Raw genomic sequence first — 16,484 nt, 5'->3', positions numbered from 1 at the left:
CGCCCCGAATCAGTGTTCTGGCATTTCAGCATCTGGCTGATCAGCGTTAGCCGGTATCAGACAAGCGGTGGAAACACCCGTCAATTTACTTAGCAAGGAGGCCAGCCGCGTGCGCATTTCACTACGCTGGATAATCATGTCCACCTGACCATGTTCCAACAAAAATTCACTGCGCTGAAAACCTTCAGGCAACTTCTCTCGTACGGTCTGCTCAATCACACGCGGACCGGCAAAACCGATCAGCGCATTGGGCTCGGCAATATTCAGATCGCCCAGCATCGCCAGACTGGCGGATACGCCACCATAAACTGGATCCGTTAGCACTGAAATGTAGGGCACACCGGCCTGACGCATTTTCTCCAACGCGGCACTGGTTTTAGCCATCTGCATCAGAGAAAACAGTGCTTCCTGCATACGTGCCCCGCCAGAAGCGGAGAAGCAAATCAATGGAATGCGTTCTTCGAGTGCAAGATGAGCCGCACGAACGAAGCGTTCACCGACCACCGCGCCCATGGAGCCGCCCATAAAACGGAATTCAAAGGCCACAGCCACGACCGGTGAGCCATCCAAAGTACCGCGCATAGCGACCAGCGCATCGGTTTCGCCGGTGTCTTTTTCAGCCGCTGTCAGACGGTCTTTATACTTTTTAGAATCTCTGAACTTAAGACGATCGACCGGCAATACCTCTGCACCGATTTCGACACGATTGTCAGGGTCAAGGAAGATATCCAGACGACGGCGTGCACCAATACGCATGTGATGATCACATTTTGGGCAGACGTTCAGATTTTTATCCAGTTCCGGCTTATAAAGTACCGAATCACACTTGGGACACTTTTCCCATAGCCCTTCAGGCACACTGCTGTGTCTGCGTTCTGTGCGTTTTACCAGAGAAGGAACAATTTTATCCAGCCAGCTACTCATCGTTAATCACATTTCCGGTTTAAAATTTGGTTTCAGGCATCCATGGCTGATCGCATTGCCGCAATCAGTTGGCCAACCTGTTCAGGTATCTGTTCCGGTGTTTCGGCCAGCTCAGCAATCCGGTTAACCAGCACACTACCGACGATCACTCCATCAGACACTGATGCTATGGCTTTGGCTGACTCAGGATCACGAATACCGAAGCCTACCGCCAGTGGGACATCAGTCATACCCCTAACGTGATCTATTTTAGCAGCAACTTCACCAACATTCAGCGCCGCTGAGCCAGTTACACCCTTAACTGAAACATAATAAAGATAACCTGTACCCAACGCACAGATCTGATGCAGACGTGCATCCGAAGTGGCTGGCGATATCAAATAGATGGTATCCAGTCCTTTTTCAGTAAACATGCGACTGGTGTCGTGCGATTCTTCGGGTGGAAGGTCCACTGTCAGTACACCATCCACACCGGCGGCCACCGCATGATCAGCAAAATTCTCGTAACCTATAGCTTCAATCGGATTCAGGTAACCCATGAGTACAACAGGTGTCTCGGTATCCGTTTTTCTGAACTCAGCCACCATGGCAATGACATCCAACAAGCGTACACCATGCACCAGGGCTCTCTCACAGGCTAGCTGTATCACTGGACCATCAGCCATTGGATCGGAGAAAGGCACACCCAGCTCAATGACATCAGCACCGGCTTTAACCAAGGCATGCATCAGCGGCAGGGTCACGTCAGGATTCGGGTCGCCCGCTGTAACAAAAGGAATCAGCGCTTTGCGACCACTGGCTCGCAAACTTTCAAAACGTTTTTGTAATCGACTCATCGGTTTCCAGTATCCTGTCAGATCGTTATGCCATCCAGCTCGGCAACGGTATGAATATCCTTATCACCCCTGCCAGACAGATTAACAATAATGTTCTGGTCCTTGTCCAGGGTTTTGGCAAGCTTCATCGCATAAGCAATAGCATGACTGCTTTCCAAGGCTGGCATTATACCCTCAACCTGGGTCAGAGTGCGAAAGGCATCCAGTGCTTCGTTGTCATCGATTGCCACATATTCGGCACGGCCTGTGTCCTTTAACCAGGCATGCTCAGGCCCGACACCTGGATAATCAAGGCCTGCCGATACCGAATGCGTCGGCAGAATCTGGCCCGCATCATCTTCCATCAAATAAGTACGCATTCCGTGCAGCACACCCGGGCGACCATCGCTTAGCGGTGCCGCATGCTGACCGGTAGCCAGGCCATATCCTCCAGCCTCTACACCGATCATGCGCACTGAAGTATCTTCGATAAAGGGGTGAAACAGACCGATTGCATTAGAACCACCACCAACACAGGCAATAATCACATCCGGCAAACGACCTGTTTGCTCCAGACACTGACTACGTGCTTCGCGACCAATGACGCACTGAAAATCACGCACCAGTTTTGGATAAGGGTGTGGACCCGCTGCCGTGCCGATGATGTAGAAGGTGTTGTCTACATTAGTGACCCAATCACGCATAGCTTCATTCATGGCATCTTTCAGGGTGCGTGTACCGGATGTGACCGGAATCACTTCAGCGCCTAACAGGCGCATACGGTAGACATTCAATGCCTGACGCTTGATATCATCAGCGCCCATATAGACTTTACACTCCAGTCCAAGGCGGGCTGCAACGGTTGCAGAGGCAACCCCGTGCTGACCTGCACCGGTTTCAGCAATCACACGTGGCTTGCCCATAAACTTGGCCAGCAATGCCTGACCAATGGTGTTATTCACCTTGTGTGCGCCGGTATGGTTCAAATCTTCGCGCTTCAGATATATCTGCGCGCCACCAACTTCGCGAGAGAGACGCTCAGCATGATACAGAGGCGATGGACGGCCAACATACTGTGCCAGATCCCTGTCAAACTCAGCTTTAAACGCCGGATCAGCCCAGAGCTTTTCATACACCCCTTCCAGCTCTTCCAGAGCGCCGATCAGAGTTTCAGATACAAAACGCCCTCCGTAAGGGCCAAAGTGTCCACGAGCATCAGGGTAGGTCTGCTTTGCAGACTGATCAGTTTGAATTGACACGGTTCACCTCGTTAATAAAGCGTCTGATTTTTTCGCTATCTTTGATCCCCTTGGCCGCTTCAACACCACCACTCACATCCACTGCCAGTGGACGAACCTGTTGAATGGCAGCCGCTACATTATCCGGCTGCAACCCGCCTGCCAGCACAATACGCTGCTGCAGCTCGGCAGGAATACGCTGCCAGTCAAAAGTCATACCGGTTCCACCCGGAAGCCCGGGCACATAGGCATCCAGCAGAATGCCTCTTGCGCTGGGATAACGCGCCATTTCGGCCACTATGTCGGTATCTTCCTTAACACGTAGTGCTTTGATATAGGGTCGGTTGAAGCTTTCACAAAATGCCGGATCTTCGTCGCCGTGAAACTGCAGCAGATCGATTCCGGTCAGGGTCAGGACGTTGTCTATATCGGTACGCTCTGCATCTACAAACAGAGCAGTCGACGTTACGAAAGCAGGTAGTTGCGCTATGATTTCAGCCGCTTGCGCGGCCGATATATTTCGGGGGCTGGGGGGATAAAATACAAAGCCCAATGCATCAACACCCAGCGATGCCGCATAACTCGCATCTTTCAGCCGGGTGATTCCGCAAATTTTAATTCGTGTCCGCATAGCCGCTCCAAGCAGTCGCCAAGCAGTCTATGATAACAGAGCCAGCTGGCGGCGTCAGTCTGCTGAAGACAGGAAAAAAGGACCTGGTTCGGCTTGGGGCAATAAAAACTCAGCCGGATAGTCTACATCGACAAAATACAGTCCGAAGGGGGATGCGGTCACTCCACCCTGACGACGATCACGCGCATCCAATACATCCTGTGCCCAACCTACCGGCGCTTCACCGGCGCCAATTTTCATCAAAACCCCGGCAATATTACGCACCATGTGATGTAAAAACGCATTGGCCTTAATATCGATAATCAGCAACTGCCCTTGCCGATATACTTTAAGATGCTGCACCTGACGCACCGGATTTTTCGCCTGACAAGCCACCGCTCGGTAGGAAGTGAAATCATGCTCGCCCACCAGCGCCTCAGCCGCTTGCTGCATTTTAACTTCATCCAGAGATTTCCAAGTCCAGGTAATGCCTTTCGCCAGCACACCGGGTTTAATGGCTGCAGAATAAATAATATAGCGATAGCGTCTTGCCTGTGCTGAAAAGCGCGCATGAAAATCTGAACTGACGGGCTTAACCCAAAGCAACGCGATATCCTCAGGCAGGTAGGTGTTCCCCCCCATTACCCAGGCACGCTCAGGTCGCTGAACCTGCGTATCAAAATGAATTACTTGATAACAGGCACTAACGCCGGCATCCGTGCGTCCGGCACAGATCACATCGACAGGGTGATTTGCTACACGGGATAACGCACTCTCCACTTTGCCCTGAATACAGGGAACAGGGTCATGAGGTTGTTTTTGCCAGCCATGGTAAGCCGCACCTGAATACTCGACAGCAGCAACATAACGATAAGGGGCGACATCTGTCGCCCCTGATAAAGGTGGGTTTTCCAACATTTATTCAATATCTCAACTCAGACTATCCAGCAACTTCTGTGCTTCTTCTTTTTGCTTATCATTACCTTCACCGAGAATTTCACCCAGGATTTCACGCGCACCCTCAGCATCATCCATTTCCAGATAAGCCCGCGCCAGATCCAGCTTGGTTTCATTCTCGTCAGCACCATCAAGCAGATTGAGACCATCAAGCATATCGATAGCTTCATCAGTAGACTGATATTCCTCCAAAGCAATATCATCGTCTGTGCTGCTCAACAAATCCTCAAGCTCATCATCCAGACCTGTCTCCAGATCATGAGCGATGTTAGCTGTTAACTCATCCTCAACCGTCTCACCCGGTGTTTTAACCTCTGCTGCGGCTGCATCCACTTCAATATCTTCAATTTCCATAGATCCCAGCAGAGAATCAAGATCATCATCAGCCGTGGACTCAGCCTCAACCTCAGCTTCTGCTGAATCGGCTTTTTCAGGCTCATTCAGTATAAAGTCGAGCTCATCACTATCATCTCGGACCGGTGCTTCAGGCTCATCCTCAATCAGATCTTCATCAGCACCAGCTTCGTCACTCATCAACAGATCGTCGAGGGACCCAAGCTCATCTTCACTATGGTCTTCAGTCGGCTCGACGCTATCAGTTTTAAGCTCTGGTTCTTCATAATTAAGTAAATCATCCAGCAGCTCATCTTCGTCCTCGCCGACAACCGGTTCAGCGTCAGATTGACTCTCTTCTACGTCGAGCTCTTCTACTGCAGGCTCATCGCCTAGCTCAGTTTCCCCCAGGAGATCATCAAAGTCATTTTCAGCCGACAGATCATACTCTTCATCAACTACGCGAGTGTCATCGTCTTCATTAAGCTCAAGATCCAGGTCAAGATCCAGGTCAAGATCGGAGAAATCATCTGTTGTGTCAGCAGATACAGAAGCCTCAGCTGCTTTTTCAGCTACAGGTTGCTCGACCTGTTTTTCCTCGGCAGCCACGGTAGCGGCCACAGCAACCCCCGCCGCCGCAACAGCGGCTTTATCACCTGACACGCCCTCCGGTGCGGTAAATAATGGCTTAGGCGTTGTGTCACGACGCCGTCTTGACAGCAATAATGCCAACAATGCCGCCACCAATGCCGCCACCAGACCACCCACTACCGGCAAACTTGTTAACTTGTCCACCAGCCCTTTTTCAGTCGGAGGCTCTGGTTCAACAGTCTGCATAGCTGCAATTTGTTGCTCTTTGAGTTCCAGCATACGCTGCATCAATATCAGCTGTTCCTGGATTGCATCCAGTTTTTCATTCAAATCGCGGTTTTCTCGCTCAATCTTGTCAACAGTCTCCTGCGTAACCATCAAGCGGCTATCCAGATCTTCACTGCGCTGTAACAAGCCGTCAGCAACTTCTGAGCTAAGCATGACCTCATCACGTGAAGCCATGTCCCCGGCCACTGGTGATTCTTGCTCTGTATCTGCAACCTCAGATTCTGGTGTTACAATACGTAGTTCTACATCGACAAGCGCCTCGGCTGTTTCTGCCAAGGCCTCAGCCTCAGCCTCAGTAGCCACCTCCGTTTCAGCCTCAACCTCATCCTGACTTTCTTCACTAGCTTCTGGAGTGGTTGTTTCAGGTTCTGACGCAGGTTGTGGAGCCGCAGGCTGACTCCGACCTTGTCGCCAAGCCTCAGTTTGACGAGCCACCTCGGCCGTTGCTTCAGCCGGAGAGAGTGCGCGAATTTGCTCAACCGAAGGTATGTCCATAACCGTTCCGGCACGCATTATATTAATGTTAGCTGTCGGGAAGGTTTGCGGGTTATGGCGCTGCAAGGCGATCATCATCTGCTGCGGGGTAATGGAGCTATCTGGTCGATGACGATTTGCAAGCACCCATAAAGTATCATTGGCGCCCACATGTACCTGATTAGCTGTTGTTGGTAATGCACGAGGCTCTGGCGAAGGTCTGGCCGACGTGGTCGCTGGTGCAACGGCTACTGGAGCAGAAGAGACAGCTGGCTGTACCTGTCCCCGCACGGGTGCAGGATCAAATAAGGGTGGATCAAGCAATACAGTATATTCTCGAACCAGACGCCCATTAGGCCAATTCACCTCAACCAGAAAATTGAGGAATGGCTCCCTGACAGGCTCTGTCGATGTCATACGAATGACGCCAGCCCCATCCGGTGAGACCTGGACCTGGAAGCGTACATCATTAAGAAAACGAGACTTGCTGAGCCCTGCAATGGAAAACTCATCCGCGTCGGCCATGCGCGGCTGTATTTGCAAAGGTGAGAGATCCCTCACCTGCATTAGCCGGATCTCTGCGTTGAGCGGCTCATTCAGCGCCGAGCTTATATTTATCTCACCAAGCCCCAAGGCATTTGCATTAGGTACTCCAAGCACCCCGGCTATCGCGAGGCTTAAGGCAAGTTTACGCAGCATCTGTTTTCCCTCTTGATCCGCAACTTTACTGATTGTCCCAGCAAAACAGGAAGTTGCTTATCCAAAATAAGTATACCAAGTATTATGTATAACCCCTTCAATGGTCAAGCTGAGTAAACACCTGCTCGGCAATCTGTATCGCATTGAGTGCACCGCCCTTGCGCATACTATCTGTAACGGCAAACAGCATTACTCCACAATCATTATCCGGCTCAACTCTCAGCCGCGACACAAACACTTCGTCCTTACCTGCGGCATCGGCTACTGCTGAACATATCTGATCAGCAACACAGCTCACTCCCGGCGCTTGACGCAATAATGATTGTGCCTCATTTATATCAACAGGAAATTGACACTCCGCATGTAAAACGACATTTTGACCATAAAAAAGTGGTAATTGCAGACTACTGACAGCTACCTCTAACTGATCATCACCCAGCACTCGCTGCAATTGCGTGACGATTTGCGTTTCACTGTCTGTAGCACCAGACGCCGCCACCTGCCCAGTTAAAGGCAACAGGTTAAATGCAATCTGCTGACCGAAGAAGCTGGCTTCGGCATCTCGACCATTCAGCAACTTGGCTGTTTCTGATGCCAGAGCTTCAACACCTTTTTTACCCGCTTCGGCCACGGAGCTCAGACTGATGACATTCAGACGCAATAGTTTGAAGCGCTTATGTAATGAGGCCAACACGGCAGATGCCGCCACAACAGCGGGCAGAGGTGAAACATAGTAGCCGCCGCACGCACCTGACTTGATTAGCTCTGGGTTAACCTCGGGAACGACACAGGCGGCGGTTTGTGCAACATCAATCTCCGGGCAAAGATCTATGACACAGACATTTTCATCCAACTCATTGACTGAAAATTGAGTAGGCAAGGCGCCAGGCTGACAATTAAACACCAGTTCAACGCCAGAAAAATCAGCTGTTTCGGCTGAAACCACACGGGTTGCATGACCCGAAAACATCACACTGCGCCCCTTGACCTCACCAGGATCAGTAAGCAACAGACGCGCGACGGGGAAGGCCCGACTTTCAAGAATTTCAAGCAGGTTCTCACCCAACAGGGTAGAGACACCGGTTACCGCAACAACAACTGACATAGACGTACTCATCTCCGGTTAAAACGCACAGCATGACCTATATAACCCGCCATCTGAAACAAAACAGCCCGACAGACCTTGCGGCGCCGGGCTGGATATCATACCTGAAAAGCTTACTGATGCTGCATCAGAATTCTCAGCATACGACGCAACGGCTCGGCCGCCCCCCAAAGCAACTGATCACCGACACTGAAGGCATTCAGGAAGTCCGGACCCATTTTCATCTTACGCAGACGCCCAACGGGCACACTCAAGGTACCAGTCACCTGGGTAGGGCTGAGCTCACGCATGGTCACTTCACGTTCATTCGGCACCACTTTAACCCAGTCATTCGCCGAAGCGATGATGGACTCTACCTCATCCAGGGGTACATTCTGCTTCAGTTTGATGGTAAAGGCCTGGCTATGGCAACGCATAGCACCAATACGAACGCAGGTACCATCGATGGCAATCGGATTATCTGAACGACCCAGAATTTTATTGGTCTCGACAAAACCTTTCCATTCTTCTTTGCTCTGTCCAGCTTCAACAGCCTTATCGATCCAGGGAATCAACGAACCAGCCAAAGGCACACCGAAATTATCGGTTTTAAAGGCATTGCTGCGCATGACCTCGACCACCTTACGGTCAATATCCAGAATAGCAGAAGCCGGATCAGCCAACTCCGCACTAACTGAAGACTTAATCTGCCCCATCTGACTGATTAGCTCACGCATATTCTGTGCGCCAGCGCCAGACGCCGCCTGATAAGTCATGGAGCTGACCCACTCAACCAGGTTTTCGCGAAACAGCCCGCCCAGACCCATTAGCATCAGGGAAACGGTACAGTTACCACCAACATAGGTTTTAATGCCTTTAGCTAGCCCTTGCTCTATGACGTTCTGATTCACCGGATCAAGCACGATGATGCTGTCATCGGCCATACGCAACGTAGAAGCCGCATCTATCCAGTAGCCTTTCCAGCCCGCCGCACGCAGCTTGGCATAGACCTCAGTGGTGTAATCCCCGCCCTGGCAGGAGATGATCGCATCCATCTGCTGCAACTCGGTAATATCATGGGCATCTTTGAGGGTAGGAATAGCTTTGCCGATATCCGGTCCAGGCTTTCCAGCCTGGGATGTGGTGAAGAACACAGGCTCAGCGATATGATCGAAATCCCGCTCTTCCAGCATTCTTTGCATCAGTACTGAACCGACCATACCACGCCAGCCAACAAACCCTACACGTCTCATTCGTGCCCCCAATATCATAAATTAAAAAACAACAGAATAACCGAAGGCGTCAGTTAAAACGCCTCCATTGAACTACCTGATCAGCTCAGCGCGGCCACTACGGCATCACCCATCTCAGAGGTACTTACTCGCGTCATACCTTCTGACATAATATCAGCGGTACGCAACGACTGATCCAGTACCTTACTCACGGCCGCCTCGATTTTATCGGCCGCTGCAGCTGAATCAAGAGAGTAACGTAACATCATAGCGGCTGAGAGAATGGTTGCCAACGGGTTTGCAATGCCCTGACCGGCAATATCCGGTGCAGAACCATGGCAAGGCTCATACATACCCTTGTTGTTGGCATCCAAAGAGGCCGATGGCAGCATGCCTATGGAGCCGGTCAGCATGGCGGCGGCATCCGACAAAATATCGCCGAACATATTACCGGTGACCACCACATCAAACTGCTTAGGTGCGCGCACCAGCTGCATGGCGGCATTATCAACATACATATGGCTGAGCTCTACATCCGGATAGTCGGCCGCCAGCTCGTTCATCACCTCGCGCCAAAGCACAGTCACTTCCAGTACATTGGCTTTATCGACTGAACAGAGCTTTTTATTACGCGCACGAGCGGCTTCAAAGGCTACACGGCCGATGCGGCGTATTTCATTCTCATCATACACATAAGTGTTATAGCCTTCGCGCACGCCATTTTCCTTGGTGCGATAGCCGCGCGGCTGACCAAAATAGATACCGCCGGTCAGTTCACGCACAATCAGAATATCCAGACCTGAAACCACTTCAGGCTTCAGTGTGGACGCATGCGCCAATTGCGGATACAGAATGGCTGGGCGCAGATTACCAAACAGGCCTAACTGAGAACGAATACCCAGCAAGCCCTTTTCAGGACGTATCTGGAAGTCCGGATTGGTATCCCACTGAGGGCCACCGACAGCACCCAGCAAAATAGCATCAGCCTCACGTGCGGCTGCCAGCGTCTCTTCTGGCAAGGGTACGCCGGTGGCATCAATTGCCGCACCACCCACCAGCGCCTCAGTTAACACCAACCCTAAAGAAAGCTGCTCATTAACCTTCTCTAAAACTTTACGAGCTTCAGCAACAATCTCCGGGCCAATACCATCACCGGGCAATATCAATATTTTTTTTGACATATAACAACACCTTGAATCAATTAATTACTTTGTTAAGCGAATAACCAGGGGGCCGATTCACGACGCTTTTTCTCATAGGCGGCGATGGCTTCACCTTGCTCCAGCGTCAGGCCTATATCATCCAGACCGTTCAACAGGCAGTGTTTACGAAACGCATCTATCTCAAAGGGTAACGTATCACCATTGGGCTTGATCACCCGCTGATTTTCCAGATCTATTTCCAACTGATACCCCTCACTGGCTGTCACTTCATCAAACAGCTCATCAACAAGTGATTTATCCAGAATTATCGGTAACAGCCCGTTTTTAAAACTATTATTGAAGAATATATCAGCGTAGCTTGGCGTAATAATGGCACGAATACCAAAATCCTCCAGCGCCCAGGGCGCATGTTCACGACTGGAACCACAGCCAAAATTCTTGCGTGCCAGCAAAATACTGCAGCCCTGATAACGGGGTTTATTTAGCACAAAATCCGGATTCAGCGGACGTTGACTGCAATCCTGATCCGGCTGCCCTTCATCCAGATAGCGTAACTCATCAAACAGGTTCGGGCCGAAACCTGAGCGCTTGATAGATTTAAGAAACTGTTTTGGAATAATCATATCCGTATCGACATTGGCACGATCAAGCGGCGCCACGATACCCTGATGTACAGTAAATTTTTTCATCTTCTTTCTCCTGCTCAGGCGCTCATGAATTCACGGATATCAACAAAATGACCGGCAATCGCCGCCGCCGCAGCCATGGCCGGACTCACCAGATGGGTACGCCCTCCGAAGCCCTGACGGCCTTCAAAGTTACGGTTGGACGTTGATGCGCAATGCTCACCTGCACCCAATTTATCCGGGTTCATCGCCAGACACATAGAACAACCAGGCTCACGCCACTCTAATCCAGCCTCAATAAATACCTGGTCCAAACCCTCTTGTTCAGCCTGCAATTTCACCAGACCGGAACCGGGAACGACCAAGGCCTGCTTCAGAGTTGCCGCCACTTTTTTGCCTTTAACCACCGCCGCCGCTTCTCGCAGATCTTCGATACGCGAATTGGTGCAGGAGCCGATAAACACCCGATCCAATTGAATATCGGTAATTTTTTGATTGGCCTTCAAGCCCATGTAGTGCAAGGCGCGTTCCGTGCCTTCGCGCTTGACTGGATCGCTCATACTGGCTGGATCCGGCACCAAGGCACGCACAGAGGCCACCATCTCTGGTGATGTACCCCAGGTAACCTGTGGCTCAATATCAGCCGCCTGAATTTCAACTATCTGATCAAACACAGCATCCGCATCAGACACCAGATTACGCCAGGCATCAACCGCCATCGGCCAATGCGCGTCTTTGGGTGCAAACGGGCGGCCTTTAATATAATCCACAGTAATGTCATCGACCGCGATCAAACCCACTCGCGCGCCCGCTTCAATGGCCATGTTACAGATAGTCATGCGACCTTCCATGGAAATGCCACGAATCGCCTCACCACCAAACTCTATCGCGTAGCCTGTACCACCCGCTGTGCCGATAACACCAATAATATGCAACACCACATCTTTAGCGGTAACGCCCTGGCCCAAACTGCCATTGACACGCACCAGCATATTTTTCATTTTTTTAGCAATCAGACACTGAGTGGCCAGTACATGCTCAACTTCGGAAGTGCCTATGCCATGCGCCAAGGCTGCAAAAGCACCGTGCGTGGCCGTGTGTGAATCCCCACAGACCACCGTCATGCCGGGCAGAGTAGCGCCCTGCTCTGGCCCGACTACATGCACGATACCCTGTCTCGGATCGTTCATTTTAAATTCGGTAATACCAAAACTGTCACAATTCTCATCCAGGGTTTTCACCTGAATACGTGAGATCGGATCAACAATTGACTCAACACCACCTGAGCGATCAGTTGTCTGGACGTTATGATCTGGTGTTGCCAAATTGGTATCGAGGCGCCAGGGCTTACGCCCAGCCAGACGCAAGCCTTCAAACGCCTGAGGTGAGGTCACCTCATGCAGCAAGTGACGGTCGATATACAACAAGGCGCTACCATCCGTATTTTCACTTACGAGGTGATCATCCCACAATTTGTCATACAGGGTTTTGCCAGTCATAGCGTTAATCTCCGGACAGGTTTTTTTATCTAATAGACAGCATGGTAAAAGAGTCCAACACAATAAACAAATTCATATTTTTTATTCATTCCATTCCAAAAAGGAATACAATGATTTTTTTCAGCCTTGAGTAAGCCACTATGGACACCCACAGCCTGAAGGCTTTTGTTATGGTAGCCGAAGCAGGTTCTTTTTCAGAAGCCGCTGATCGTCTGTTTCTGACCCAGTCGGCCATCAGCAAACGTATCGCCTTGCTGGAACAGCAACTGCACTGTCGCCTGTTTGACCGAATAGGACGGCATATCAGCCTGACTGAAGCCGGCCGGCAACTCCTCCCCAAGGCCCATGAAATTCTCATGGCGCTTAAGGATGCTGAAACACTGGTCAGCAATCTGACCCTACAGGTAGCCGGCCGCCTCTCATTTGCGGCTAGCCATCATATCAGCTTGCACCGCTTGCCTCCGCTACTAAAAGCCTTCACCCGGCAGTTTCCGCTGGTCGAGTTGGACTTACGCTTTGATGAATCTGAAATCGCCTATGAGAGCGTATTAAAAGGTGATATCGAGCTGGCACTGATTACCCTGGCCCCAAAAGCCGATCCGCGCATCTGTAGCGTACAAATCTGGGATGATCGCCTTTTTTATGTAGTATCAGCACAACATCCGCTGGCGGATAAACCCTCCGTCACCCTGGCTGAGTTAAATACGTACAGTGGCCTGTTGCCACGCCCGGATACCTTTACCCATCAACTGGTTCGTCAACAGATGTCAGCCTGGCAATTGGAGCCTAACCTGGGGATGAGTACCAATTATCTGGATACGATCAAAATGATGGTATCCATCGGACTCGGCTGGAGCCTGCTGCCGGAAACCATGATAGACAGCCAGTTAAAACGTCTGGATCTGGAAGCCGAACCGGTTCACCGGCCGCTGGGGTATATCTATCACCGCGACCGCACGCTTTCTAACGCAGCACAGCAGATGGTAGCTCTACTCAGACTGTGTGCTGACACACATTAGCTTGAGATTGATTACTTCATAATACACAGTAGCTGTTTCATAATAGAGGCTGGCTGTATTACTATCACCCTTCAAAACACCGCCAGGCAGATGGAGCCTTTTGTGACAGACGACCTGCAAGCAACGATCCGGCGCTGGCTTGAGCTGTACCCGACCCAAGTGGAAGGTGCAGAGCTACCCGATTGGACTGAGCTGATGCAACAGCTTCAGCAGACCGGCTGGCAACACCTTCCGGAGCAGCACGCGGAACTTCTCGCTGTGATGACACAGGAGTCTGTTGAGTTTACCCGCTTTGCCGGCCACCTGGTCTCTCAGGGCCAACAGAACACCCCCCCTGAACTGGCCAGCTTTTTCACCGATTTTCACCGACACATCAGCCGGCTGTCCGAAGACTGGGTGATCAAACGCTGGCAGTTACCAGAGCAGCTAGGGGCGTTACTGCGCACCCACAGCTTTAACGATGAACAGTTTATGGATCACCCCTGGATGAAGGGGATGCGCAGCCTTCTGGAAGCCTCGGCTACAGAACTGCCATTCAATCAACAAAAAGCGCTGCGTGACTCAAGCCACCTTATCAATGAGCACCAGCAAGCCCTACAACAGTATTCAGCTCATTATGCCCAGATTAACACCCGCGCACTAAACCGCCTGTCAGAGCAGATCGAAGCCAAAAATGAGGTCATCAGCAACCTGAAGACGCTACACCGACTCTGGGTAGAGGCCTATGAGGCCAGCTATGCAGAACAACTGGCAACAGACGACTACCAATTGGCTCATGGACGTATCAGCAACACCTTGATGCGGCTACGGCTGTGGTTTCAAGAACAGCGCAACCAGCAACTGAAACTTTTCGGCATTGCCACGGAAGCTTCACTAAACCTGGCATTTGAGAAGATACATCGACTGAGTAAGCAGCTTCGGTACCTGGAACGCTCACAGGCGGAGTCCAGCGGACTCCGGGATGAATTAGATCAGCTTAAAAACGCTATAGATACCCTGCAAAGAGAACGCCGATGAGCCGCATCAAGCTGGACCCAAAACAGCTGAAAGAAGAAATCATCAGCTTTAATCAGCACCTGATAGACAGCTACCAACTGCTAAAACGTATGCCACCAGTTGAAACTGGACAAACTCCCTTTGAGACAATCTTTCAACTGGACAAAGTACGGCTGAACTATTATCAGCCTGCCATTGTGCAGCCCAACCTGCCTCCCATAGTAATCTGCTATGCCTTGGTTAACCGGCCTTACATGATTGACCTGACACCAGAGCGCTCCATGCTGCAAAAACTATTGCAACGCGGCATAGGCGTCTACCTGGTCGACTGGGGGTATCCTGATGCATCAGACCGGTTTCTGGATCTGGACGACTATATCAATCATTACCTCGACCAGTGTATCGACGCAGCCAGCCAACATGCAGGCCAAGAGCGCATCAATCTGATGGGGATCTGCCAGGGCGGCACGTTTAGCCTCTGCTACACAGCTTTGCATCCACACAAGATTGCACGGTTAATAACCCTGGTAACCCCGGTTGATTTTGCTACCGACGACTTCACCCTGAGCAAACTGGCTCGACATGTGGATGCTGACCTGGCCGTAAGCACCTACGGCAATATTCCCGGCGCCCTGCTGAATGAAACTTACAATTCACTCATGCCGATGCGCCTGGGGCTGCAAAAAAACCTGGACCTGCCCGTCACACTCAGTGACGAGGCCAGTGCACGCGCGTTTTTAAGTATGGAAAAATGGATTTACGACAGCCCGGACCAGGCAGGCACAGCCTTCAGTGAATTCATCAAGGATTTTTTTCAACAGAACAAGCTAATCAATAACAATCTTAAGATTGGCGGACAACCCGTTGATTTAAATCGAATCATACAACCACTACTGAATATTTATGCCACTCATGATCACCTGGTACCACCGTCATCATCAAAAGCGCTCAAGGGCAAAACCAACAGTCAGCTATACCGGGAAAAAGAGATAAAAACCGGCCACATAGGCCTGTTTGTCAGTGGTAAGACTGGCAGCCAGTTGATAGACGCTATCAGCAACTGGCTGCAATCAGATCTGGATGATGAGCAAACTTAACGACGTTTAGGCTCATCTCGTCGACTCGTCGCACTACGGGACTTTTCCGCTTCTGTCGCTGTTATATCTGGTTTTTTCGGAGCTTGCATCGGTGAACCATCGGGATTAACGCCCGGGCTGAACATTTTCCACATGGCCAGATTCTGGTCAGCAATTCGGTTCATCATCGTCAGCGGATTAGCCGCCCCTATCATATTCTGCATCTGGTCACGAATCAGATCCTGATGCTCCAGAAAAGCACCGATGCTTTGCTCCAGATACTGGCTCATCATCCCCTGCATACTATCACCGTAGAAACGAATCAATTGCTGCAGCACCTGATTCGTCAACAGCGTGCCATGCCCTTCGGCTTCCTGCTCGCTGATAATTTGCATCAAAATATTTCGGGTCAGATCCTGACCTGACTTGGAGTCCAACACCTGGAAAGGCTCCGTGTTGAGCACTAACTCTTTAACATCCTCCAAAGTCACGTAACAACTACGCGACGTGTCATACAAGCGACGGTTAGTATACTTTCTTAAAATACGCACGCCATTGGTCTTCTGTTTTGTGCTCATTAATCTATTATTCCTCAGATCCATCTTTATTAGTAGAACGTGTATATTGATTCATTAAGCTGAACATCAACTTTTGGAACCCTTCAACCGTTCCCATACCAGAAGTCATGAACGGCTTGAACAGCGTGACTGGGTCATAGCCCTCGACACCCTGTTGCATACGTTCGCGAATGGTGCCGATCATCTCTTCATGAAGAGAAGACACATCCGGTAGCCCGAGACTTTCTCGGAGTTCCTGCGGTGTCATTTCAACATCAATACTGAACTTCATGGCTAACCTCT

16 protein-coding genes are annotated in these 16,484 nt (G+C 50.8%); 3 read left to right on the top strand and 13 right to left on the bottom strand.

Going from position 1 to position 16,484, the window contains the following annotated elements:
* Nucleotides 1-9: 9 nt before the first annotated feature.
* The 11 genes from accD to leuC form a co-directional block, all read right to left on the bottom strand.
* Complete coding sequence (accD, locus tag ACN0R1_RS04120; RefSeq protein WP_417580214.1) at nt 10-924, bottom strand: acetyl-CoA carboxylase, carboxyltransferase subunit beta; 915 nt, start codon at nt 922-924, stop codon at nt 10-12.
* Between the two features lie 32 nt (nt 925-956).
* Nucleotides 957-1,760 carry a tryptophan synthase subunit alpha gene (gene trpA / locus ACN0R1_RS04115; protein ID WP_417580212.1) on the bottom strand — a complete coding sequence of 268 codons (804 nt, stop codon included), beginning with the start codon at nt 1,758-1,760 and terminating at the stop codon, nt 957-959.
* A 17-nt stretch (nt 1,761-1,777) separates the two neighbouring features.
* A complete protein-coding gene (gene trpB, locus ACN0R1_RS04110) occupies nt 1,778-2,998 on the bottom strand; it encodes a tryptophan synthase subunit beta (RefSeq protein WP_417580210.1) in 1,221 nt (406 codons plus the stop codon).
* Nucleotides 2,982-3,608: a phosphoribosylanthranilate isomerase gene (locus tag ACN0R1_RS04105; protein ID WP_417580208.1), complete on the bottom strand. Its 627-nt coding sequence runs from the start codon at nt 3,606-3,608 to the stop codon at nt 2,982-2,984. The genes trpB and ACN0R1_RS04105 overlap by 17 nt, the downstream gene beginning before the upstream one ends.
* A gap of 54 nt (nt 3,609-3,662) precedes the next feature.
* On the bottom strand, nt 3,663-4,505 hold the full coding sequence (gene truA / locus ACN0R1_RS04100; RefSeq protein WP_417580206.1) for a tRNA pseudouridine(38-40) synthase TruA: 843 nt from the start codon (nt 4,503-4,505) through the stop codon (nt 3,663-3,665).
* A 12-nt stretch (nt 4,506-4,517) separates the two neighbouring features.
* Entirely contained in the window at nt 4,518-6,929 is a 2,412-nt protein-coding gene (locus tag ACN0R1_RS04095) for a FimV/HubP family polar landmark protein (RefSeq protein ID WP_417580204.1), read from the bottom strand.
* 97 nt (nt 6,930-7,026) lie between these two features.
* Nucleotides 7,027-8,034, bottom strand: a complete 1,008-nt coding sequence (locus ACN0R1_RS04090; RefSeq protein ID WP_417580202.1) for an Asd/ArgC dimerization domain-containing protein — start codon at nt 8,032-8,034, stop codon at nt 7,027-7,029.
* A gap of 113 nt (nt 8,035-8,147) precedes the next feature.
* Entirely contained in the window at nt 8,148-9,266 is a 1,119-nt protein-coding gene (gene asd, locus ACN0R1_RS04085; RefSeq protein WP_417580200.1) for an aspartate-semialdehyde dehydrogenase, read from the bottom strand.
* 80 nt (nt 9,267-9,346) lie between these two features.
* The gene (gene leuB / locus ACN0R1_RS04080) at nt 9,347-10,426 is read right to left on the bottom strand and encodes a 3-isopropylmalate dehydrogenase (RefSeq protein WP_417580198.1); all 1,080 of its coding nucleotides are present in this window, start codon (nt 10,424-10,426) and stop codon (nt 9,347-9,349) included.
* Nucleotides 10,427-10,458: 32 nt separating this feature from the next.
* On the bottom strand, nt 10,459-11,097 hold the full coding sequence (gene leuD, locus ACN0R1_RS04075) for a 3-isopropylmalate dehydratase small subunit (RefSeq protein ID WP_417580196.1): 639 nt from the start codon (nt 11,095-11,097) through the stop codon (nt 10,459-10,461).
* Nucleotides 11,098-11,111: 14 nt separating this feature from the next.
* Nucleotides 11,112-12,533: a 3-isopropylmalate dehydratase large subunit gene (gene leuC, locus ACN0R1_RS04070; RefSeq protein WP_417580194.1), complete on the bottom strand. Its 1,422-nt coding sequence runs from the start codon at nt 12,531-12,533 to the stop codon at nt 11,112-11,114.
* Nucleotides 12,534-12,673: 140 nt separating this feature from the next.
* Here leuC and ACN0R1_RS04065 point away from each other — a divergent pair, with 140 nt between their 5' ends.
* The 3 genes from ACN0R1_RS04065 to phaC all read left to right on the top strand — a co-directional run bounded on the left by ACN0R1_RS04065 (nt 12,674) and on the right by phaC (nt 15,645).
* Nucleotides 12,674-13,552: a LysR family transcriptional regulator gene (locus ACN0R1_RS04065; protein ID WP_151055973.1), complete on the top strand. Its 879-nt coding sequence runs from the start codon at nt 12,674-12,676 to the stop codon at nt 13,550-13,552.
* A gap of 102 nt (nt 13,553-13,654) precedes the next feature.
* Nucleotides 13,655-14,569 (top strand): poly(R)-hydroxyalkanoic acid synthase subunit PhaE, encoded by a 915-nt coding sequence (locus ACN0R1_RS04060; protein ID WP_417580192.1) that lies wholly within the window; start codon nt 13,655-13,657, stop codon nt 14,567-14,569.
* On the top strand, nt 14,566-15,645 hold the full coding sequence (gene phaC / locus ACN0R1_RS04055) for a class III poly(R)-hydroxyalkanoic acid synthase subunit PhaC (RefSeq protein WP_417580190.1): 1,080 nt from the start codon (nt 14,566-14,568) through the stop codon (nt 15,643-15,645). Before ACN0R1_RS04060 ends, phaC begins: the two co-directional genes overlap by 4 nt.
* Here the strand turns inward: phaC and phaR are convergent.
* A complete protein-coding gene (gene phaR, locus ACN0R1_RS04050; RefSeq protein WP_417580188.1) occupies nt 15,642-16,202 on the bottom strand; it encodes a polyhydroxyalkanoate synthesis repressor PhaR in 561 nt (186 codons plus the stop codon). The genes phaC and phaR overlap by 4 nt on opposite strands.
* Before the next feature lie 7 nt (nt 16,203-16,209).
* Nucleotides 16,210-16,473, bottom strand: a complete 264-nt coding sequence (locus ACN0R1_RS04045; protein ID WP_417580186.1) for a DUF6489 family protein — start codon at nt 16,471-16,473, stop codon at nt 16,210-16,212.
* Nucleotides 16,474-16,484: the final 11 nt, after the last annotated feature.

It is taken from the genome of Nitrincola sp., from assembly GCF_048264025.1.
GTDB lineage: Bacteria > Pseudomonadota > Gammaproteobacteria > Pseudomonadales > Balneatricaceae > Nitrincola.
Note: the sequence above shows the minus strand (reverse complement) of the source record. Positions and strands in the feature narration are given on the sequence as shown.

Bases quoted from the DNA above. Each gene is read 5' to 3' on its own strand.
- ACN0R1_RS04045 (WP_417580186.1), bottom strand. From the start codon at position 16,473: ATGAAGTTCAGTATTGATGTTGAAATGACACCGCAGGAACTCCGAGAA.
- leuB (WP_417580198.1), bottom strand. From the start codon at position 10,426: ATGTCAAAAAAAATATTGATATTGCCCGGTGATGGTATTGGCCCGGAG.
- truA (WP_417580206.1), bottom strand. From the start codon at position 4,505: ATGTTGGAAAACCCACCTTTATCAGGGGCGACAGATGTCGCCCCTTAT.
- leuC (WP_417580194.1), bottom strand. From the start codon at position 12,533: ATGACTGGCAAAACCCTGTATGACAAATTGTGGGATGATCACCTCGTA.
- ACN0R1_RS04065 (WP_151055973.1), top strand. From the start codon at position 12,674: ATGGACACCCACAGCCTGAAGGCTTTTGTTATGGTAGCCGAAGCAGGT.
- ACN0R1_RS04090 (WP_417580202.1), bottom strand. From the start codon at position 8,034: ATGTCAGTTGTTGTTGCGGTAACCGGTGTCTCTACCCTGTTGGGTGAG.
- accD (WP_417580214.1), bottom strand. From the start codon at position 924: ATGAGTAGCTGGCTGGATAAAATTGTTCCTTCTCTGGTAAAACGCACA.
- leuD (WP_417580196.1), bottom strand. From the start codon at position 11,097: ATGAAAAAATTTACTGTACATCAGGGTATCGTGGCGCCGCTTGATCGT.
- asd (WP_417580200.1), bottom strand. From the start codon at position 9,266: ATGAGACGTGTAGGGTTTGTTGGCTGGCGTGGTATGGTCGGTTCAGTA.
- ACN0R1_RS04095 (WP_417580204.1), bottom strand. From the start codon at position 6,929: ATGCTGCGTAAACTTGCCTTAAGCCTCGCGATAGCCGGGGTGCTTGGA.
- ACN0R1_RS04105 (WP_417580208.1), bottom strand. From the start codon at position 3,608: ATGCGGACACGAATTAAAATTTGCGGAATCACCCGGCTGAAAGATGCG.
- phaR (WP_417580188.1), bottom strand. From the start codon at position 16,202: ATGAGCACAAAACAGAAGACCAATGGCGTGCGTATTTTAAGAAAGTAT.
- phaC (WP_417580190.1), top strand. From the start codon at position 14,566: ATGAGCCGCATCAAGCTGGACCCAAAACAGCTGAAAGAAGAAATCATC.
- trpA (WP_417580212.1), bottom strand. From the start codon at position 1,760: ATGAGTCGATTACAAAAACGTTTTGAAAGTTTGCGAGCCAGTGGTCGC.